The organism is Parafrankia sp. BMG5.11 (assembly GCF_004337455.1).
The window spans coordinates 133,738-154,304 of sequence record NZ_SJXI01000044.1 but is presented as its reverse complement, the minus strand read 5'-3'; the positions used below and the strand labels follow the sequence as shown (position 1 = coordinate 154,304).

General features: G+C 71.8%; 14 protein-coding genes, 1 tRNA gene and 1 pseudogene. 10 read left to right on the top strand and 6 right to left on the bottom strand.

Annotated features, from left to right (window positions below):
• Positions 1–976: 976 nt before the first annotated feature.
• The 8 genes and pseudogenes from dnaN (at position 977) to E0504_RS28025 (ending at position 12,862) form a co-directional block, all read left to right on the top strand.
• Positions 977–2,137: a DNA polymerase III subunit beta gene (gene dnaN / locus E0504_RS28065; protein ID WP_112108064.1), complete on the top strand. Its 1,161-nt coding sequence runs from the start codon at positions 977–979 to the stop codon at positions 2,135–2,137.
• 1 nt (position 2,138) lies between these two features.
• Positions 2,139–3,362 (top strand): annotated as a pseudogene (recF, locus tag E0504_RS28060) (DNA replication/repair protein RecF); the annotation flags it as partial.
• Between the two features lie 127 nt (positions 3,363–3,489).
• Positions 3,490–4,236: a DUF721 domain-containing protein gene (locus E0504_RS28055; protein ID WP_235014457.1), complete on the top strand. Its 747-nt coding sequence runs from the start codon at positions 3,490–3,492 to the stop codon at positions 4,234–4,236.
• A gap of 289 nt (positions 4,237–4,525) precedes the next feature.
• Positions 4,526–6,523, top strand: coding sequence for a DNA topoisomerase (ATP-hydrolyzing) subunit B (gene gyrB / locus E0504_RS28050; RefSeq protein WP_112108062.1), 1,998 nt, complete (start codon positions 4,526–4,528; stop codon positions 6,521–6,523).
• Between the two features lie 196 nt (positions 6,524–6,719).
• Positions 6,720–9,233: a DNA gyrase subunit A gene (gene gyrA, locus E0504_RS28045; protein ID WP_112109229.1), complete on the top strand. Its 2,514-nt coding sequence runs from the start codon at positions 6,720–6,722 to the stop codon at positions 9,231–9,233.
• Between the two features lie 107 nt (positions 9,234–9,340).
• Complete coding sequence (locus E0504_RS52295) at positions 9,341–11,278, top strand: DUF3566 domain-containing protein (protein ID WP_243657649.1); 1,938 nt, start codon at positions 9,341–9,343, stop codon at positions 11,276–11,278.
• 72 nt (positions 11,279–11,350) lie between these two features.
• Positions 11,351–11,424 (top strand) — tRNA-Ile (locus E0504_RS28030).
• A gap of 820 nt (positions 11,425–12,244) precedes the next feature.
• Entirely contained in the window at positions 12,245–12,862 is a 618-nt protein-coding gene (locus E0504_RS28025) for a class I SAM-dependent methyltransferase (RefSeq protein WP_071065024.1), read from the top strand.
• Here E0504_RS28025 and E0504_RS28020 read toward each other — a convergent pair.
• From E0504_RS28020 to E0504_RS28005, 4 genes are all read right to left on the bottom strand, one after another.
• Complete coding sequence (locus E0504_RS28020) at positions 12,821–14,065, bottom strand: hypothetical protein (RefSeq protein ID WP_112108416.1); 1,245 nt, start codon at positions 14,063–14,065, stop codon at positions 12,821–12,823. The two genes, E0504_RS28025 and E0504_RS28020, sit on opposite strands and share 42 nt — an antisense overlap.
• Entirely contained in the window at positions 14,052–14,921 is an 870-nt protein-coding gene (locus E0504_RS28015) for a class I SAM-dependent methyltransferase (protein WP_112108415.1), read from the bottom strand. Before E0504_RS28015 ends, E0504_RS28020 begins: the two co-directional genes overlap by 14 nt.
• Positions 14,915–16,291, bottom strand: coding sequence for a glycosyltransferase family 4 protein (locus tag E0504_RS28010; protein ID WP_112108414.1), 1,377 nt, complete (start codon positions 16,289–16,291; stop codon positions 14,915–14,917). Before E0504_RS28010 ends, E0504_RS28015 begins: the two co-directional genes overlap by 7 nt.
• Before the next feature lie 253 nt (positions 16,292–16,544).
• Entirely contained in the window at positions 16,545–16,973 is a 429-nt protein-coding gene (locus tag E0504_RS28005; RefSeq protein WP_012157459.1) for an organic hydroperoxide resistance protein, read from the bottom strand.
• Positions 16,974–17,195: 222 nt separating this feature from the next.
• Between E0504_RS28005 and E0504_RS28000 the strand changes: the two genes are divergently transcribed.
• Positions 17,196–17,885 carry a TetR/AcrR family transcriptional regulator gene (locus tag E0504_RS28000; protein WP_112108413.1) on the top strand — a complete coding sequence of 230 codons (690 nt, stop codon included), beginning with the start codon at positions 17,196–17,198 and terminating at the stop codon, positions 17,883–17,885.
• Positions 17,886–17,892: 7 nt separating this feature from the next.
• Here E0504_RS28000 and E0504_RS27995 read toward each other — a convergent pair whose 3' ends face one another.
• Positions 17,893–18,468: an ATP-dependent Clp protease proteolytic subunit gene (locus E0504_RS27995; protein ID WP_071065067.1), complete on the bottom strand. Its 576-nt coding sequence runs from the start codon at positions 18,466–18,468 to the stop codon at positions 17,893–17,895.
• 261 nt (positions 18,469–18,729) lie between these two features.
• Here E0504_RS27995 and E0504_RS27990 point away from each other — a divergent pair, with 261 nt between their 5' ends.
• On the top strand, positions 18,730–19,212 hold the full coding sequence (locus tag E0504_RS27990; RefSeq protein ID WP_131626108.1) for a type II toxin-antitoxin system Phd/YefM family antitoxin: 483 nt from the start codon (positions 18,730–18,732) through the stop codon (positions 19,210–19,212).
• A 3-nt stretch (positions 19,213–19,215) separates the two neighbouring features.
• Here the strand turns inward: E0504_RS27990 and E0504_RS27985 are convergent, their stop codons facing one another.
• Positions 19,216–20,493, bottom strand: a complete 1,278-nt coding sequence (locus tag E0504_RS27985) for a lipase family protein (RefSeq protein ID WP_165938628.1) — start codon at positions 20,491–20,493, stop codon at positions 19,216–19,218.
• Positions 20,494–20,567 lie beyond the last annotated feature (74 nt).

The window sequence follows — 20,567 nt, the reverse complement described above, 5'->3', positions numbered from 1 at the left end:
CAGCTTGTGGAAAAGGCTGTGGATAACAGGTGATTCCCGACCTGCGAAGAACCGGAGTCGACCGCTCGAGCGCGGCGGGCCGATCGTCGAGCGGGTTCCAGGCGGACTCCAAGTGGCCTTCGAAGCTGGGGACAGTGGCCTCGTAACCTGTGGGTAGCCAGTGGATGAACGTGTGTACAGCCTGTGTGCATCTGAGGGTCACCTGTGGAATCGATCAAGCCCTGGGGATAAACCCCTTGATCATCCACATCGGCACCCCCAGGATGCGCACAGGGCCCCAGCGGGTCTGACCTGGGAAAACGGCCGTTTTCCACAGTTTCCACAGCCCCTACTACTACTACGAACTAGATCTTCTTCAGAGAGATCAAAACCTCGAAGCAGTAGGAGCTGGGGACAACCTCAAATTTCGATCATGGTGTGGCCTGGCTGCCCGAAACGAGCGCACGGAGCGATGCGGCCGCTGCCCTCGGTCAGTCGCCTCCCCGTCGGGGCATCCCGCGAAACCTCGACCGCCGTCCGGGAGTCGTTCCTCCGCTGCGCGGCACGTGGACGGATCACCAACGCGGGTCCGCACGACCAGCGCCACCGATGCGACCGGTGGCATCAGCGCGACCTGTGTGGCCCCTGGCGAGATGCGGAAGATCACCCCGGACACCCCGGACGCGGGTGACCTTCAGGCGCCACCGCGACGGTCAGCCGTCCGGTCTGCTCGCCGCGGATCTTCGATCGGCCGGTGCGGGGGGTGTGCCCGGTCGTCGAGCCCGGTGTGCCACCCTCGGAACACAGACCACCCACCGCCCGCTCGTGGCGCTCTGGGATGCTGGATCGGGTCAGGCTGGTGCTCGACTGCCCGCTCCCTGCCGACGAGGCGGGCGGCGCGCGTCAGGTGTTCGGCTCGGCGTAGCTATGCCGGTGATGTCAAGTTCCGCGAGCGGCCGTGGGAACGGCCACCGCGGGACGACGGGAGGACATGTCCATGAGGTTCCGCGTGGAACGGGACGAATTCACCGACGCGGTGGCCTGGACGGCCCGCACCCTGCCGAGCCGGGCGACCACGCAGTTGCAGGTCCTGGCCGGCCTGCTGCTCGACGCCACCGGTCCGGCGCTCAAGGTCGCCGCGTTCGACTACGAGGTCGCCGCGCAGGGTGAGCTGGACGCCACCGTCACCGAAGAGGGCCGGGGCCTGGTCAACGGCAAGATGCTCGCGGACATCACCCGCTCCCTGCCCGCGGCGCCGGTCGACGTCCACGTTGACGGCACCCGCCTCGTCGTCGCCTGCGGCAACGCCCGGTTCGCACTACCGATGCTGCCCGTCGACGACTACCCCACCCTGCCGCCGATGCCGGAGATCACCGGGCACATCGAGGGCGCCGCGTTCGGCAGTGCCGTCGCGCAGGTCGCCGTAGCCGCGGGCCGTGACGACACCCTGCCGGTCCTCACCGGCGTGCGTCTCGAGATCGACGGCGACACGCTCACCCTCGCCGCTACCGACCGTTACCGCCTCGCCGTGCGCACGCTCAAGTGGCGCCCTGCGAGCCCCGATGCGTCCGGCGTCGCGCTCGTCCCGGCCCGCACCCTGCTCGACACGGCGAAGAGCCTGTCCGGCTCGGGCGTCGAGGTCGCCGTCGCGCTCGGCACCGGTCCCTCCGGGGAGACGCTCGCCGGTTTCGCCGGCAACACCCGCCAGACCACCACGCGTCTGCTCGAGGGCACCTTCCCGCCCTACCGCAAGTTGCTGCCCGACAGCTCACCGCTGATCGCCCAGCTCGAGATAGCTCCCCTCACCGAGGCGGTCAAGCGCGTCGCGCTCGTCGCGGCCCGCACCGCCCCGGTGCAGCTGACGTTCACCCCCGACCACCTCGTCCTCGAGGCAGGTACCGGCGGCGAGGCCCAGGCGTCCGAGACTCTGCCCGTCACCTATGACGGGCCTGAACTCACGGTCGCCTTCAACCCCGCCTACCTGCTCGACGCCCTCGGCGCGCTCGAGTCCGACATCGTCCGGATCGGGTTCGCCAGCGCCGAGGACGCCGCGCTTGCCGCGAGCAAGCCCGCGATCCTCACCGGCAAGGGCGGCGACGACCAGACCGAGATCCCCGACTACCGCTACCTGCTGATGCCGATCCGACTCAACGGGTGACGTGCATCTCACCCACCTGTCCCTGACCGACTTCCGCTCGTACGCCCGGCTGGACCTCGTCCTCGAGCCAGGTGTCACGACGTTCGTGGGTTCGAACGGTCAGGGCAAGACGAACCTGATCGAAGCGATCGGATTCGTCGCCACGTTGGGTAGCCATCGTGTCGCGAACGATGCTCCGCTCGTCCGCGAGGGGTGCGGGCAGGCCGTTGTTCGGGCCCGGATCGTGCGCGGTGACCGGGCCGCGCTGGTCGAGATGCAGATCGTGCCCGGGAAGGCGAACAGGGTCCGCCTGAACCGCGCCCCAGTGGCCCGGGCCCGCGACGTGGCGGGACTGCTCGCCACGGTCCTTTTCGCCCCGGAGGACCTCGCGCTGGTGAAGGGCGACCCGGCCGAGCGGCGGCGGTTCCTCGACGACCTGCTGGTCGCGCGGTCGCCGCGGATGGCGGCGGTGCAGTCCGACTACGACCGGGTGCTCAAGCAGCGCTCGGCGCTCCTGCGGTCGGCGGGAGCCGCCCGCCGCGCCGGTGGCCGGGGCGACCTGCGCACGCTCGACGTCTGGGACAGGCATCTCGCCGACCACGGCGCGGAGCTGCTCGCGGCCCGCCTGGCGCTGGTCGAGGAGCTGCGGCCGCGGGTCGAGAGCGCCTACGCCGCGGTCGCGGGCCAGGACGCGCCCACCGGCATCGAGTACCGCTCGACCGTGACGCTCGATTCGTCACCCGATCGGGCCTTGTCGCCAGGCCGAGCTGGCCTGGGCGAGCCGGACGGGGACGCCGGCCGGAACGGAACCGGCGCCAGCCCGAATCACCCGAGTGGCTCGGGTGACCCCGCGAGCGGGAACGGCGGTGCGGGCGACACCGAGGTCGGCGACACCGAGACTGGCCGCGCGGGTGACGGTCGCACGGAAGCCGGCCGCGCAGAGGTTGGCCATGGGGGAGGTGCCGTCGGCGGCGCGGCGACTCGGGCGGCGCTCGAAGAGGCGATCCTCGCCGGTCTCGCGGCGGTGCGCACCCAGGAGATCGAGCGCGGTGTGACGCTGGTCGGTCCACATCGTGACGATCTGCTGTTGTCAGTGAACGGGCGGCCGGCGCGTGGCTATGCCAGCCACGGCGAGTCCTGGTCGCTGGCGCTCGCGCTGCGGCTGGCCTCGTTCGAACTGCTCCGCGCGGACGACCGGGAACCGGTGCTGCTGCTCGACGACGTGTTCGCGGAGCTGGACACCCGCCGTCGCGTGCGGCTGGCCGCCCTGGTCGCTGACGCCGAGCAGGTACTCGTGACCGCGGCGGTCGACGCGGATGTGCCGGCGGAGCTTGCCGGTGTGCGCTTCGAGGTGGTCTCCGGGGAGGTGTGCCGTGCCGGCTGACGGACTGGCCGACGGACCAGCCGACCGCGCGGGAATGTTCCCGCCGACCGCGCGGCCTCCGGTGTCCGGGCCGGCAGGGCGCGATTCGTCGGCGCCCTCGCGGGCGAAGCCGTCCGCGGCGGGAACGCCGCGCGCGCAGGCGCCGCAGGCCGTTCCTGACGCAGGCTCGCCCGCGGTGCGCGGGGCCGATCTCGCCCGGCAGATGCTCGCGCGGGCGAAACAGGACGCGCGAGCGCGGGGGACGACCCGCCCAGGTGGCGGGGCGGGTGACGGCAGTGGCGGCCGTGGCGGTGCGGCCGGGCGTCGTAGGCGGGATGACTCCGGCGATCCGCCCGCGCGCCAACGGCTGCCGGGCATCGCCGCGCCGGGCCGGGAGTGGCGGACGCCGATGAACTTCGGTTCGGCCGTCGCGCGCCTCGTCGCCGAGCGCGGCTGGCAGACGCGGGCGACTGACGCGTCGGTACTGGCGCGGTGGGATGTCCTGGTGGGGCCGAACATCGCGGCGCACTGTTCCCCGGTCTCGCTGCGGGACGGGGAACTGGAGCTGGTCGCCGAGTCGACGGCCTGGGCAACGCAGCTGCGCATGCTCTCCCGGCAGATTCTCGGCATTCTCCGCAAGGAACTCGGGCCGCACGTCGTCCGGCGCATCACGGTGCGGGGCCCGGCCGCACCGTCATGGAACCACGGCGGCATGTACGCGTCGGGCGGCCGTGGCCCGCGGGACACATACGGATGACGGACCAGCTCCCGGCGCATCCCGGAGATCACGCCGAGGGCCACCCCGGCCAAGTCGGAAGGGTGCTGGCGGGCCCGGAAACGGGTCCGCGGGGCCGCCGGGACGCGGCTTCAGCCGCCCGCCGGTCGCAGAGGCGCGCAAGACTGCGGGCGGCGCGGAGCCGGTAGGGGAGGTCACCGGGTCGAAGTTCGGGGCCCTGCGCACGGCTGAGACGGCACCTTGCGTCCGTTACGGCGGGTTGCCAGGTAGACTGAGTGGTACTTCCGTCCAGAACGAGGGGACCTGCCGCGTGGCCTACGACGCTAGTTCGATCAAGGTTCTCGAGGGTCTCGAAGCGGTACGCAAGCGCCCCGGCATGTACATCGGCTCCACCGGGGAACGGGGCCTGCACCACCTGGTCTACGAGGTCGTGGACAACGCGGTGGACGAGGCGCTCGCTGGCTACTGTGACACGATCAGCGTGACCCTGCTGGCCGACGGCGGCGTACGCGTCACGGACAACGGCCGCGGGATCCCGGTCGGCGAACACCCCGTCAAGAAGATCCCGACCGTCGAGCTGGTGCTCACCACGCTGCACGCCGGCGGCAAGTTCGACGGCGAGTCGTACGCGGTCTCCGGTGGTCTGCACGGTGTCGGCGTGAGCGTCGTGAACGCGCTCTCGACCCGGCTCGACGTCGAGATCCAGACCGAGGGCCACAGCTGGTTCCAGCCCTACGAGAACTCCCGTCCCGCGCGGCCGCTGGCGCAGACCGGCACGTCGAAGAAGACCGGTACGACCATCACGTTCTGGGCCGACCCCACGATTTTCGAAACCACCACGTACAAGTACGAGACGCTCTTCCGCCGCCTCCAGGAGATGGCGTTCCTGAACAAGGGCCTGTCCATCACCCTGCGGGACGAGCGCGGCAAGGCCACGGCCCCGGCCACGACCACGGAGGAGCCGACCGAGGCCGCCAAGCCGGTCGAGGCAGTCGAGCCGACCGAGGTCACGTTCAAGTACGACAACGGCCTGGTCGACTTCGTCGGTCACCTCAACGCGACCAAGGACGCGGTCCACCGCAGCGTCATCTCGCTGGAGTCCAAGGGCACGGGCATCGAGGCCGAGCTCGCGATGCAGTGGAACTCCGGCTACAACGAGTCGGTCTACACCTTCGCGAACACGATCAACACCCACGAGGGCGGAACCCACGAAGAGGGCTTCCGTGCTGCCCTCACCAGCGCGGTCAACGCCTACGCGAAGGACCAGAACCTCCTCAAGCCGGTCAAGGCCGGTTCGAAGAACTCCGACGAGCGGCTCTCCGGCGACGACATCCGGGAGGGCCTCACCGCGATCATCTCGGTGAAGCTCGCGCAGCCGCAGTTCGAGGGCCAGACCAAGACGAAGCTCGGCAACACCGAGGCCAAGAAGTTCGTCCAGGAGATGTGCTACTCGGCGCTCAAGGACTGGTTCGAGGTCAACCGCACCGAGGCCCGCTCGATCGTCAGCAAGGCGCTCGACGCGCAGCGCGCCCGCATCGCCGCCCGCCAGGCCCGTGACCTCACCCGGCGCAAGGGCCTGCTCGGCGGGACGGGCCTGCCCGGCAAGCTCGCCGACTGCCAGTTCACCGACCCCGAGCGGTGCGAGCTGTACATCGTCGAGGGTGACTCGGCGGGCGGCTCGGCCAAGGGCGGTCGTGACTCGAAGTTCCAGGCGATCCTGCCGCTGCGCGGGAAGATCCTGAACGTGGAGAAGGCCCGCATCGACCGGGTTCTGAAGAACACCGAGGTCCAGGCGCTCATCCAGGCGTTGGGCTGCGGTATCCACGACGACTTCGACATCGCCAAGCTGCGCTATCACAAGATCGTGCTGATGGCGGACGCCGATGTCGACGGCCAGCACATCCGCACACTGCTGCTCACCCTGCTGTTCCGGTTCATGCGCCCGCTTGTCGAGGCCGGGCACGTCTTCCTCGCGCAGCCCCCGCTCTACAAGATCAAGTGGGGTCGTGAGGACTGGGAGTACGCCTACTCCGACCGGGAGCGCGACGGCCTGCTCGAACAGGGCGTCGAGGCCGGCCGCAAACTGCCCAAGGACGCGATCCAGCGATTCAAGGGTCTCGGCGAGATGAACGCCACCGAGCTCTGGGACACCACCATGGACCCGGACAAGCGGATCCTGCTCCAGGTGACGCTCGACGACGCCGCTGTCGCCGACGAACTGTTCTCGGTCCTGATGGGCGAGGACGTCGACGCGCGGCGCAGCTTCATCCAGCGCAACGCGAAGGACGTGCGCTTCCTGGACATCTGAGCCAGCCTGCGCTGGGGCGGGTCCGGGCTGACCGGGCCGATCGACCCGTCCCGGCAGCCTGGCACATCGACTCCGATCCCGGCGGACCTGCGAGTGAGCGGCCCGCGGAAGGCGTGGCCCGGACCGGGCCATCCCCGCGACCCGGCGCCCGGCCCGCCCCAGCCGACTCATCGCCCCCACTGCCTGGAAGGACCCCGTGGTCGACGTCCTACCCCCGCCCCCCGGCGACCGCATCGAACCCATCGGCATCGAAGTCGAGATGCAGCGGTCGTACCTCGACTACGCCATGTCCGTCATCGTCGGCCGTGCCCTGCCGGAGGTGCGTGACGGGTTGAAGCCCGTCCACCGCAGGGTCCTGTACGCGATGTACGACGGCGGTTACCGGCCTGACCGGGGGTACTTCAAGTGCTCCCGCGTCGTCGGTGACGTCATGGGTAACTACCACCCGCACGGCGACTCGGCGATCTACGACACGCTCGTCCGCCTCGCCCAGCCGTGGTCGCTGCGTTACCCACTGGTCGACGGTAACGGCAACTTCGGCTCACCGGGCAACGACCCGCCCGCCGCCATGCGGTACACCGAGGCCCGGATGGCGCCGCTGGCCATGGAGATGCTGCGCGACATCGACCAGGAGACGGTCGACTTCGCGCCGAACTACGACGGCCGCTCACAGGAGCCGCTCGTCCTGCCCAGTCGCTTCCCCAACCTGTTGGTGAACGGCGCGGGCGGCATCGCCGTCGGCATGGCGACCAACATCCCGCCGCACAACCTGGTTGAGGTCGCCAAGGGCGTCCAGTGGGCACTGGATCACCCGGATGCCACCGCCGAGGAGCTGCTCGAGGCGCTCCTCGGCATCATCAAGGGCCCGGACTTCCCGACCCACGGCCTGATCGTCGGGCGCAACGGCATCGAGGATGCCTACCGCACCGGTCGCGGCAGCATCCGGATGCGCGCCGTCGTCAACGTCGAGGAGAACAAGGGCCGGACCCAGCTCGTCGTCACCGAGCTGCCGTACCAGGTCAACCCGGACAACCTCGCCGAGAAGATCGCCGAGCTCGTCCGGGACAACAAGGTCACCGGCATCTCGGACGTCCGTGACGAGACGTCCGCGCGCATCGGGCAGCGGCTCGTCATCGACCTCAAGCGCGACGCCGTCGCCAAGGTCGTGCTGAACAACCTGTACAAGCACACCCAGCTGCAGGACACCTTCGGCGTCAACATGCTGGCGATCGTCGACGGCGTGCCGCGCACCCTGCGCCTCGACCAGATGATCTCCTACTACGTCGAGCACCAGGTCGACGTGATCGTCCGGCGGACCCGCTACCAGCTGCGCAAGGCCCGCGAGCGGCTGCACGTCCTCGACGGTCTGCTGATCGCGCTCGACCACCTGGACGAGGTCATCGCCCTCATCCGCAACGCGGAGTCGGCGGAGGTCGCACGCGGCCAGCTCATGGAGCGCTTCTCGCTCTCCGAGATCCAGGCCACCGCGATCCTCGACATGCAGCTGCGCCGCCTGGCGTTCCTCGAGCGTCAGCGCATCATCGACGAGGCCGCCGAGCTGCGCGCCAAGATCGACGAGCTGGAGGCGATCCTCGCCTCGCCGGCGCGGCAGCGCGAGATCATCGGTCAGGAGCTGGCCGAGGTCGTCGAGAAGTTCGGCGACGAGCGGCGGACGCGGCTCGTCCCGTTCGAGGGCGACATGTCCGTCGAGGACCTCATCGCCCGCGAGGACGTCGTCGTCACGGTGACCCGCGGCGGGTATGCCAAGCGGACCAAGACCGACCTCTACCGCTCGCAGAAGCGCGGCGGCAAGGGCGTGCAGGGCGCGGCGCTGCGCGAGGACGACATCGTCGAGCACTTCTTCGTCACGACGACGCACCACTGGCTGCTGTTCTTCACCAACAAGGGCCGGGTCTACCGGGCGAAGGCGCACGAGCTGCCCGAGCAGGCGCGCAGCGCCAAGGGGCAGCACGTCGCGAACATCCTCGCCTTCAGCCAGGACGAGCGGATCGCCGAGGTGATGGCGATCCAGGACTACCAGGCCGCCCCCTACCTGGTGCTCGCCACCAAGCGCGGCCTGTGCAAGAAGACGGCGCTGACCGACTTCGACTCCAACCGCGCCGGCGGCCTGGTCGCCATCAACCTGCGCGACGACGACGAGCTGATTTCCGCCCGTCTCGTCGCTCCCGGTGACGACCTGCTGCTGGTCAGCCGCAACGCCCAGTCCATCCGATTCCACGCCGACGACGAGCAGCTGCGGCCGATGGGACGGGCGACGTCCGGCGTGATCGGCATGCGGTTCGACGATGCCGACGAACTGCTCTCGATGGACGTCGTCATGCCGGAGAGCCCCGCGGATCTGCTGGTCGCGACCAGTGGCGGCTACGCGAAGCGGACGCCGCTCGCCGAGTACCCCATCCAGGGCCGAGGCGGCAAGGGGGTCCTCACGGCGAAGATCGTGTCGACCCGGGGCGGTCTGGTCGGGGCGCTCGTCGTGGAGCCGAACGACCAGCTCTACGCCATCACATCCAATGGCGGTGTGTTGCGTACCGTAGCGAAGGATGTTCGCCGGGCACAACGGCAGACGATGGGCGTACGGCTCATCGACCTGGAGGCCGGTGTGCAGGTGGTCGGTGTGGCGCGCAATGCTGATGCCAACGACAGTGACGGCGACGGCGAGACCGCCGGGTCGGACGGCACGGCGGGCTGAAGCCGGTGACGTGACGTCCCGGGCGGCCACGGCGCGCGTCGTCGGTGGCATGCCAGGACCACGGGCGTGAAGCCACACGTGCGACCAGGAGTGGACGGGGAGAATCCGTGAGCGACAGTCAGAATGACCGGCCCGCCCGGTCGGCCGTCCACCGCGCATCCCCGGCCCGTCCGGAGCAGCGCACCGCGGCCGTGGCCGGTGGCGCGCCTGTCGGTGGTACCGCCGCCGGGCGCGCCGCGGCTGGCGGTACCACCGCCGGCGGTGCCTCCGCGGCTGGTTCCAGCCGGTCCGGCACGGCGAAGGCCGGGCCCGTGGGCGCGGCACCAGGCGTGGGTTCCGGTGCCGGTTCCGGAACTGGGATCGGCAAGGGAGCTCCCGGGACAACCGGCTCCGGAACCGGCGTGAGCTCGGCGGCGGGGGGCGGTGTGGGTGGTCCCCGCTCGACACCGGGAAAGGCCGACGGAGAGTCCAAGCGCGCGTTCCTCCCCGGCACCGGCCGTCCCGCCGACGGGCGTCCCGGGACCGATGGCCGTCCCGCTGAGGGCCGCTCGGGGGAGGGGCGTCCGGCCGCGGGGGGCGGGGCTGGATCGGGTTCACGCGGTCCGTCCCGGCCCTCCTCCGGATCGGCATCGCCCGGAAAGGGTGCCCCCGGATCGGCGTCGCCCGGCACCTCCGGATCGGCGTCGCCCGCGCGTGGCACGGGCGCAAGCGGTGCGGGCGCGGGCGGGGCGGCGAGCCCGTTCTTCCAGCGTCCCGGGCGGGACGAGAACGACCCGTCCGACCGGGACGGTGCGGGTGGCCAGACCAGTCAGACGACACGCCTCGGCGTCGGCGGGACGGCAGAGCCCAAGCTGCTGAGCGCCTCGGCGACCGTTCCGGGCTCGTCCTCGGCCGGCACCGGCGGCGGGACGGACCGCGCGGCCCCCGCGCCGCGCGGCGGTGACTCCGACCCCGACGAGACATCACGGCCGCCAGCCGGCCGGCAGCCCGCCCGCGACGCGGACGCGGCCAGGCCGGCGGGCGACGGCAGGAAGCCGACCGAGGCGACCCGCGGGGCCGGCGCGGGCACCTCCAAGGACGCTGCCCCGGCGGCTGGCAAGGGGGCATCCCGAACGGGCACGCGAGCGGACGCCGCCCGACCGGACGCCGCTCGCCCGGATACATCCAGAGCCGAGACGACGAGAAAGCCCGATGCGCAGACCACCGTCAGAAGCCCGGCGGCACGCCCCGGCACACCGGTCGACCCACCCCGGGACAGCGACACGATCTCGCTGGTGCGACCGAACCTGCCCAAGCGGGGCTCGAAGCCCCCGGCGGACCGCGTCGGCGCGGACGTGAAGACCTCCCCGGATCGCGGCGCGGTCACCGACCGCATGCCCGCCGAGCGCCGCCCCACCCCTGAACCGGTGCGGGCAGCCACTCCGTCGACCCGGCAGGCGCCGCCGGCGGGCCGCACAGCCCCCTACGACCGCCCTGGGACGCCGCCAGGGCCGCTGCCGACGTCCGGAGGTGTGGGCCCGAACGGTCTGTCCACCGAGCCGTTCGACCGGGTCGACGACGCCGACCACGGCCGGCCCGGCGGTGCTCCTGGACCACAGGGTGGTCCCCCGCGGGGTCAGCAGCAGCCGGGCGGCCGTGAGCCGGGGCGGGACACCGCCGGCCAGGGCCCACGCCGGGGCCCCGCCGGTGGCCGGCGCGCCCGCCTGCGGGTCTCCAGGGTGGAACCGCTCTCGGTGACCAGGCTCTCGTTCGCGTTCTCGTTGTGCGTCTTCCTGATCATGATTGTCGCCGTGGCGGTGCTGTGGTTCGTGCTGAACTCGATCGGGGTCTTCGACAGCGTCACCAAGGCCGCTGACACCCTGACCGACGGCACGAACGCCAACGTCTCAGGCTGGCTGTCCTTCGGGCGGGCGATGCAGATCACCCTGCTGGTCGGGGCGATCAACGTCGTCCTGATGACGGCGCTGGCGACCCTGGGCGCACTGCTCTACAACCTCTGCGCGGACATGATCGGCGGGCTCGAGGTCACCTTGAGCGACCAGTAGCCGATCCGCCGGAATTCAGGGGGCGGCGGCCGTCACGGAGCCGTCGCCATCCTGTACTCTCATCAGAAGCCAGGACCTATAGCTCAGTCGGTTAGAGCGCTTCCCTGATAAGGAAGAGGCCGGTGGTTCAAGTCCACCTAGGTCCACCCATAGGCACCAGGCGTTCGGCCTGCATCTTCATCTGATCAAGATTTGATTCTCTCAGCCCCGCCCACGGATTCGTGCGCGGGGCTTTCCATATAGGGGTCCAACTCGTCCAGGACGCTCCGCGATGACGCTCACATCGGCGACGACCATGCCGGCGGGATCCGGGATCCGGGGAGTGTCCGGGGGTCCGTGAGGCCCGGGAGGCGCCCAGGACGCTGTGAGGCGGGGTCCCGAGGGCTCCTGTGGCCCGGTGGCCCGAGGCTTCCGTGTCCTGGTGTGCCCCGGTGCCCCGGTGCCCCGGTGCCCCGGTGCCCCGGTGCCCCGGCGTCCCCGGGTTCGGGCGTCTCGCTGTCCCTCCCCGGAGCTCCGCCGGGCGCTCCGGAATTGCCATGTTCCCGTGGCCGGCCGTGTGCTTCAGGGGTGTCGTGCTTGCCAGGGTGCTGCGCTCTGTGCACAGGGCTGTGGATAAACCTGTGGATGATGCTGTGGATATCCCTGTTCATTGCGTGCGTTCCGGGTGGCATCCGGGCAGGATGTGATCGAGCGACGTGTCGGACAACCGACCCATGCCGGGCCGTGCCGGCGGAACCTCGGGAGGTAAAGCCTGATCGGGCCAGTGGTCCGACCCCATCCCGTAGCCATGTGGGTGCGCCGAGGCACGGTCGTGAGTCCATACATCCGATGCGTCCGGTTTGCCTGATCTGGTAAGACGGGCGAGCGGCATCGGCGGCGGGGCGGGGCGCCGGGCGGGTCCATCCCGCCGGTCGCGTACCCCGGATCCGCCTCTCGGATCCTCTGACACTGGGACGAGGAGACAACGTGGACGTGGCGTTGCGGCAGGCGGCCGAGGCCGCCAAGGGCTTCATGCCACCCGAGGAAGGACTGGCGCTGCACGCGGCCGCGGCCGAACTGCCTGGTGGCGGACTGATCTGCGAGATCGGCACCTACTGCGGGAAATCCACTCTCTACCTTGCTGCCGCCGCCCGGCTCGTCGGCGCCGCGGTCGTCACGGTCGATCATCATCGGGGATCGGAGGAGAACCAGTCAGGCTGGGAGTACCACGACACCACGCTCGTCGACCCCCGCACCGGCCGGCTGGACACGCTGCCCACGCTGCGCACGACCCTGGAGGCCGCCGGGGTCGAGGACGTCGTCACCGTGGTGGTAGGGCGGTCCGAGATCGTCGGGCGGTGGTGGTCCACCCCCATCGACCTGCTGTTCCTTGATGGTGGGCACACCGAGAAGCAGGCGCAGGCCGACTACGAGGCCTGGGCCCGCCACGTGCGTCCCGGTGGCCGGCTGGTGATCCATGACGTGTTCCCCGACCCCGCTGACGGCGGTCAGGCGCCGTACCACGTCCTGCTTCGCGCCGTTCGGGACGGCTTCAGCGAGATGTCACGCACGGGATCGCTGCGGGTCCTCCGCCGGCTCTTCTGAGTCACACCCGCACGCGCGCCACGGACCGGTGAGCGCCTCGCCGCCCCGACCGGGGGTGGCGAGGTCGCCGGCCCGCCGCTCGCCGCGCGGCGCCCGTTCACCGGCCGTGCCTCGTCCGGTGCGGGGCGTCGACGGGTCGCGTGGCTCGGGCAGGTCGTCGCGGTGCACGACGTGCAGGCCCTCGGGCAGATCGTCCCCGCGGAAGGTGCGTTCGGTGGGGCCACCGGCCAGGGTGTCGACGGCCAGTACGACGGCGGCCGCCGTCCAGGTCGACTGCTCCTCCGGCCAGTGGCATCCGTCGGCGAACTGCCAGCCGGTCCAGTAGGCCCCGCCGGGGGCCCGCAGGTGCTGCATCTCCCGGACGAGGCCGGCCGCCGCCTCGGTCTCGCCCACCAGGTGCAGCGCGATGGCGAGTTCGCAGGTCTCGGCGCCGGTGACCCATGGTTCGTCGTCCACGCAGCGGATGCCGAGACCGGGCACGACGAACTCGTCCCACCGGGAGCGCAGCCGGGCCCGCCCCTCCGCGCCGCGCAGCGCGCCGCCGATCACCGGGTAGTACCAGTCCATCGACCAGCGGTCCCGCGGCATGAAGTACTCGGGATGGCGGCGCAGCGCGTGCCACAGCGCGCCGGCGGCGACCTCCCATTCCGGCCGCGCCTCGCCGACCAGCGCGGCGAGGCCGAGGCCGCACCGCAGGCTGTGCAGGGTGGACGAGCATCCGGTGACGAGTGCCTCGGGGTAGTCCTCGCCAGTCGGGGTGCGGGCCCACCAGATCTGGCCGCCGGGGGCCTGCATGTCCACGACGAAGTCCAGGGCAGCCCGGGCGACCGGCCACATGCGGGTCACGAAAGCGCGGTCGCCGGTGACGAGCCAGCGGTGCCACAGGGCCGTCGCCACGTAGGCGCACTGGTTGCTGTCGGCGAAGTCCTCCTTGACTGCTCCGCCGACGTGGCTGGTGGCCCAGGAGCCGTCCGGGCGCTGGCGGCGGTGCAGCCAGTCCCACGCGGCGTCGGCGGCGTCGACCCGGCCGGTGACCAGCAGCGCCATCGCGCATTCCAGGTGGTCCCACGGGTCGGTGTGGCCGCCCGCGAACCACGGGATCGCCCCGTCGGGCTCCTGGGCCGCGGCTATCGCGTCCGCGGTGGCGCGCAGCGCCTCGGGGGAGAGGAGGGGAGCACCCGTCGCCGACTCACCTGGCCGCACGCTCGACCTCCGGTGTCCTGCCGCCGGCCCGTGCGGCCAGCGCGTCCGTACCCGCCTGCGCCGCCGCGTCCGCTGCCGCAACCGCCTGCGCGTCCGTCGTCGCCCCTGCCTGCGTCGGTGAGCGCGCCGGCGGCTCCGGCCTGGGGCGCGGCTTGCGCAGGTAGAGCACGATGCTCTTGCCGAGCACCGGGTCCAGCAGGCGTTCGGCCGTCCGGGTGAGCGCCGGGCGGCGCATCATGTCCCAGACCAGGAGGCGGTGGTACAGCTTCGTGGCGGGGTGGTCGTCGTCGTGCACGCCGACCAGGCAGCGCAGCCACCAGTAGGGGGCGTGCAGGGAGTGCGCGCGGTGCTGGCCGACCAGCTCGAGGCCGTTGGCGCGCAGCTTCTCGATCAGCTGGTCGCGCCGGTAGATGCGGATGTGGCCGCCCTCGACGTTGTGGTAGTCGTCCGACAGCGCCCAGCAGACCCGTTCCGGGAGGCGGGCGGGCACGGTGACCGCCGCGAACCCGCCGGGGCGCAGCACGCGGGCCAGCTCGGCCATCGCGCCGGTGTCCTCGGGCAGGTGCTCCAGGACCTCGGCCGCGATGACCCGGTCGAAGGTGTCGTCCGCGAACGGCAGCGCCAGCGCGTCGCCGCGCACGGGCGCCGCACGGGCGCCGGCGGGAACCTGGCCCTCGGCGGACATGGCGGCGAGCATCGCGCCGACGCCGGTGACCTCGTCGGCCGAGTAGTCGAGGGCGATCACGTGTGCGCCCCGGCGGAACGCCTCGAAGGAGTGCCGCCCCGCGCCGCAGCCCAGGTCGAGAACCCGGGTGTCGCGCGGGACGGGGAACCGGGTGAAGTCGACGGTCAGCATGCCGGCTCGACCGGTGCCGCCGCGCCGGTCGAGGCGGCGACGGGCGGTGGCCCACTGCCCGGGACGGCCGCCCGCACGGCCGCGATCTGCCGTTCGTACCAGGCCGCGGTGCCGGCGGCGGCGGCCTGCCAGGAGAACCGTTCCTCCACGCGGCGGCGGCCGGCGGCGCCCATCCGCGCGCGCAGTTCGGGGTCGTCGAGCAGCGTGGCGATCGCGCCCGCGAGCGCGCCGGCGTCGCCGGGCGGCACCAGCAGCGCGGCCTCGCCGTTCGGCCCGGCCACCTCGGGCAGGGCGCCCGCGGTGGTCGCGACCAGCGGCAGCCCGCACGCCATCTCCTCGACCAGGGGCAGGCTGAAGCCCTCGTAGAGGGACGGGACGACGGCGACCTCGGCGGACCGCAGCAGGTCCACCATCTCCGCCTGCGGGACGTTCGACCGGAACGTCACCGCCTCGGTGAGCCCGAGCTCGCCGACCTGGCGCTGCGCGGCCCCGCCCTCGCGGACCTTCCCGATGCACACCAGGTGCGCCGAGCGCTCGGCCCGCAGCTTCGCCAGCGCCTCCAGCAGCACCATCAGCCCCTTGAGTGGGACGTCCGCGCTGGTCACCACGATGATCCGCCCCTGTACCGGGGCGACGGTGCCGTTCCCGGCGTCGGACGGCGGTGCCGGCCGCGGGGTGAACACGTCGGCCTCCACGCCGAGCGGGACGGTGTGCAGGTTCTCGATGGGGACGTTCATGTCGGCGACGATCTCGTGCCGGGAGCTCTCGGAGGGAACCACCACGCCGTCGAGACCACGGGCCACCCGTGCCTGCATGGGCAGGAACGAGTACCAGCGGCGCACGCCCAGCGCGGCACGGCGACCGGTCGTGGCGGCGAGGTGCAGGCGCCGGTCGACGGTGATCGGGTGGTGGATCGTCGACACGACCGGGATGCCGTAGGGCCGCAACGCCCGGCGCAGCGGCAGCAGGCCGTAGCCCAGCCCCTGGTTGTCGTGCACGATGTCGAAGTCGGGCCGGCCCTGGCCACGCCGCGGCCGGAGCGCCTCGAAGGCCCGGATCGAGAACGCCAGCGGCTCCGAGAACTGCCCGGTGCGCATCATGCCGAACTCGACGACGTCGGCCAGCGAGCGGAACTCGCGGAACCCCGGCCAACGGAAGGGGTCCCCGTCGCGGTAGAGATCGAGGCTCGGAAGCCTGGTGAGTCCGACTCCCGGGTCGAGGTCCGGGTACGGCGGCCCGCTCACCACCTGAACCTGATGACCCAAAGTCACCAGTTCACGCGAGAGCTGCCGTACGTACACCCCCTGGCCACCACAAGTAGGCAGACTTCGGTACGACAGCAACGCTATCCGCAACGGTGCGCCCTCCATCGCTCGCGGCCTCCTGCGGGTCCCGCGAGCCCGAGGACAGCGCCGTTGCTTGGCACACTAGGACATTGGGCAGCGATCTTCACGGAATCGGGACACTTGCCCTTGCTCCACAACAAAGCCCATGACGGCTCGTAATCGGTGCTAAGGGCTCGAACCGCCTGTCCCACCTCTTGTCCGTCCGTTGGCTGACCCGTCCCCGGGCTCTTTTCGGCGGGCTCCCTGTGGCGGGCTCCCTGCGGCGGGTGCCGCCCGCTCAGCTGTCGCCGTCGACCAGCGTCACCTCCGCGGCGATGTTGCCCCGGGTGGCCCGCGAGTACGGGCACTTGGCGTGCGCGAGGTCGAGCAGCTCACGGCCGGTCGCCGGGTCGACGCCCGGGATCTGCGCCTCGATGCGGGTGGACAGGTCGAGGCCCTCGTCGGTGCGGCTGATGCTGACCGACACGGTGACCGCCGAGTCGGTCACGTCGATCTTGCGTTCCCGGGCGACGGCCTTCAGCGCGCCGTGGAAGCAGGCGGCGTAGCCCGTGGCGAAGAGCTGCTCGGGGTTCGTGCCGGGCCCGTCGTCCCCGCCCAGTCCCTTCGGCATGGACAGCTGCAGGTCGATGCGGTTGTCGTTGGACACCACGCGGCCATCGCGGCCGCCCCAGGCGGTGGACGTGGCGGTGTAGAGCGGTGCGGCCATCGGTTCCTCTGTTCGTCGGCTGGTCTGGACGTGCGGTCTGGTCGTGCGGTCCGTTCGCGAGGTACCCCGAGATTTCGTGGGGTGACTGAGGGCGCAGGCACACCCGCCGGTCACAACCGGTGTCACGGCTCGAATATTCGCCGGCATGCTGTGACCCACACCGCCGGGTAGCTCCGCTCTCCGTGAGCACGGTGCCCAACGGGCGGCCCTTACTCTTGACAGATGCCCCCCGATGACCCGGCCGCGGAGTGTGTGCGGCCACGTCGGGGCCGTCCTCGCGACGCGACGATCGACGACCGTGTGCTGCGGGCCGCCGTCGACGAACTGGCTGGTCGCGGCGTCGGCGGGTTCAGCGTCAACAGCGTCGCCGCCCGCGCGGGCGTGGCGAAGCGGGGCATCTACGCCCGGTGGGCGACCAGGGACGATCTCGTCCTCGCCGCACTGGGCACGCTGGCCGCCGGCCTCGTGCCGCCGCGCACCGGATCCCTGCGCGAGGATCTCCTACGACTGGCACCTCTGGTGGACGCCGTCTTCACCGAGCCGCGGATGTCGATCCTCGCCCGATGCCTGGCCGAGCTGCCCCGGTACCCCGGGCTGTACGAGGCGTTCCGGCGGGAGTCGGTCGACCGCTGCGCGGCCGCCGTGCAGGACGCGTTCCACGACGCGCGGCGGCGCGGAGAGATCCGCTCCGACCTCGACACCGACCTGGCCGCCGCCGCGTTCCTCGGCGCCCTGCTGACCCGTCAGGCCTTCGGGCGCCAGGCGTTCGGGCGGCCGCGCGCCGGCTCGGGCGGCCCGGGCGACGAGCCGGGCGAGCAGCCGCCCGGTGCGGTCACGGCCTACCACCGCCGGCTTGTCGAGTTCTCCCTCGCCGCGGCGAGGGGCGCCGGGCAGGCCTTCGGCCCCGCGTAGCGCCCGGTCAGCGGGTGAAGCCGGCGGGCACGCGCCGGACGTGCTCCACGACGGCATCGACGAGCCCGTACTCCTTCGCCGCCGCCGCGGTGAACCAGCGGTCGCGGTCCGAGTCGGCGGCGATCTCCGCCACGGAGTGACCGCTGTGCTCGGCGATCAGCTCCTGCATCCGGCGGCGGGTGTGCAGCGCCTGCTCGGCCTGGATGGCGATGTCGGACGCCGTGCCACCGACGCCGCCGTGTGGCTGGTGCATCATGATCCGCGCGTTCGGCAGCGCGAACCGCTTGCCGGCGGTGCCCGCGGTGAGCAGGAACTGGCCTATCGAGGCCGCCAGCCCGAGCGCGTAGGTCGCGACGTCGTTCTCGATGAACTGCATCGTGTCGTAGATCGCCATTCCCGCGTCGACCGAGCCGCCCGGCGAGTTGATGTACAGCGAGATGTCCTGGCGCCTGCTGGCCCGGGTGAGCAGCAGGAGCTGCGCGCACACCCGGTTCGCGAGGGCGTCGTCGACGGCGGCGCCGACGAAGACGATCCGGTCGTCCAGCAGCCGTTGATAGATCTGCTCGTCCAGGGTCGAGCCCAGCGGCGCCGCGGACGGGGGGCCGGCCGCGCCCGCTGCCGGCCTGCCGAACGAGCCACTGACCGGCCCGCCGGGCGAGCTGTTGAGCGAGCCGCTGACCGGGCCGATGTCGGCGCCGATCAGCCCGCCGGAACCGGGAACGCCCAGAACCGGGTCGATCTTCACGGGTGTGGATGGGCAGAGAAGGCCCTTCCGATGACACACTGCTTTCATGGACAGTCTCTCCTCACTGTTCGTTCTGTACAGAACGTACATCGAGAACCCATGACGCGCCAGATCCCGGTCACCCAGGCGCGCGCGGAGCTGTCGGATCTCGTCAGCCGGGTCGCCTTCAGCGGGGAGCGCGTCAGCCTCACCCGGCACGGAAAGTCGGTCGCCGCGCTGGTGTCGGCCGCGGACCTGTCCCGCCTTGAGGCCCTCGACGAGGCCACCTCCGGCGAGACCGCGCCCCGTGGGCCGGCGGACCGCGGCGACGTCGACCGGGAGCAGGTACCCGGGCACGCGGCCGGCACCGGCGAGACCGGGACCAGCGGCACCGAGACGACCGATGACGATGTCGCCGACCACCCCGAGCGGGTGGGCCTGTCGCCGGTGCGCCTGGACCCGGTCGGCCCGATCCGCCGCGGCTTCGGGATCGCCGCCGAGCACCGTCCGGCCGAGCACCGTCCGGCCGAGCGACATTCCGCCGAACAGCGGGGCACCGAGCACCGGGTCGCCGCGGAGCACCGCCACCCGCCGGCGGGGTGATGCTCAGGGGCGGGCGCAGATGTCTCCTGGTGGCTTCGTCCCGACGAACCGGGCGTTGATCCAGCTGGTCAGATCGGCCATCGAGACCCCGAGGATCGTGCCGTGGTCGGCCAGCCCGTACCGGTGGTATTCGACCGGACCGCCGCTGGCGCACAGCCCGCTGACGACGCCGTCGGTGGTGGACCGGTGGATCACCGTGTCCAGGTCGCCCTGGAGCACGAGTTCGGGCGGCCCGGGGAGCCGTGTCTGCTGCCACTGGCGCGCGAACCCGGCCGCGAACGGCTCCGTGGTGAACGGATCCGCGGTGAACACGCTCGACGTGGACTCCCCCTGGCTGGCCTTCAGCAGGCCGACGGCGCACTGGTTGCGCGCCACGGCGGTCAGCCGCCGCCCGGTCTGGGTCAGGATGGCGTTCAGATCGATGGTGGGATCCGCGGCGGCGAGGCCGAGCGCGGCGAGCAGCACGTAGGCGACGCCGTCCGGCACGGTGCGGTCGAGCAGGCGCAGCGAGGTGGGCAGGTCCGCCAACGGTGCCGTCGCCGCCGCCCCGTGCACCCGCAGGTCGGGCGCGTACGACGCGGCCAGCCCACCGGCGGCGAGCGCTGCCTGACCGCCCTGGGAGTAGCCCCAGAGCACGACGTCACGCCCTGCTCGGGCGTCGGAGAGCGAGTGCGCGGCACGGGCGGCGTCGAGGAGCGCCCGTCCTTCGGTGTCGGCGACGTAGATCGGATGCTCGCCGGGCCCACCCAGGCCGATGTAGTCGGTGACGGCCAGCACGTTGCCGGCCCGGACGAGGGGCAGCACCCCGCCCACCGCCGACAGCGGCGGCTCGGCCCGTGACGGCGCGCACGAGTCGTTGATCCCGGTGGTGCCGTGGCCGAAGGAGATCAGTCGGCGGCCGCCGGCGGGAATGGCGGAGGTACCGGCCGGGGCGACGACGAGGCCCGTGACCAGGCGGTCCTCGTTGAGGGGCCCGCGCGAGTGATAGATCATCCGCCAGGCGCGCATGCCGTCCGGGGCGGGAACCTCGGCGGATGAGACGAGCTCACCAGGGGCGCCGGGTGGCAGATCGGTGAGTTCGGTGGACCCCCGCCTGCCGCCGGTCATGACGTCCTCCAGGCCGTACCCGGCGAGCTGGTAGCCGAGGCCGGGTGCCCGGGGAGTGGTGGCCGGCGGCGGAGCCGGCGTCGGGGTCGGCTCCGCCGCGCAGGTGGTGAGCAGCCCCGTCAGAATGACGGCCGTGAGGGCAAGTCCGCGCAGAGACAGCCGGGATCTTGCCACGTAATGAGGTTATGGGCCGTTTCGGCGGAGAAGAGGTCGTCTGTGCGTCCGCTGTGTTTCTTGTGAGCGCAGGC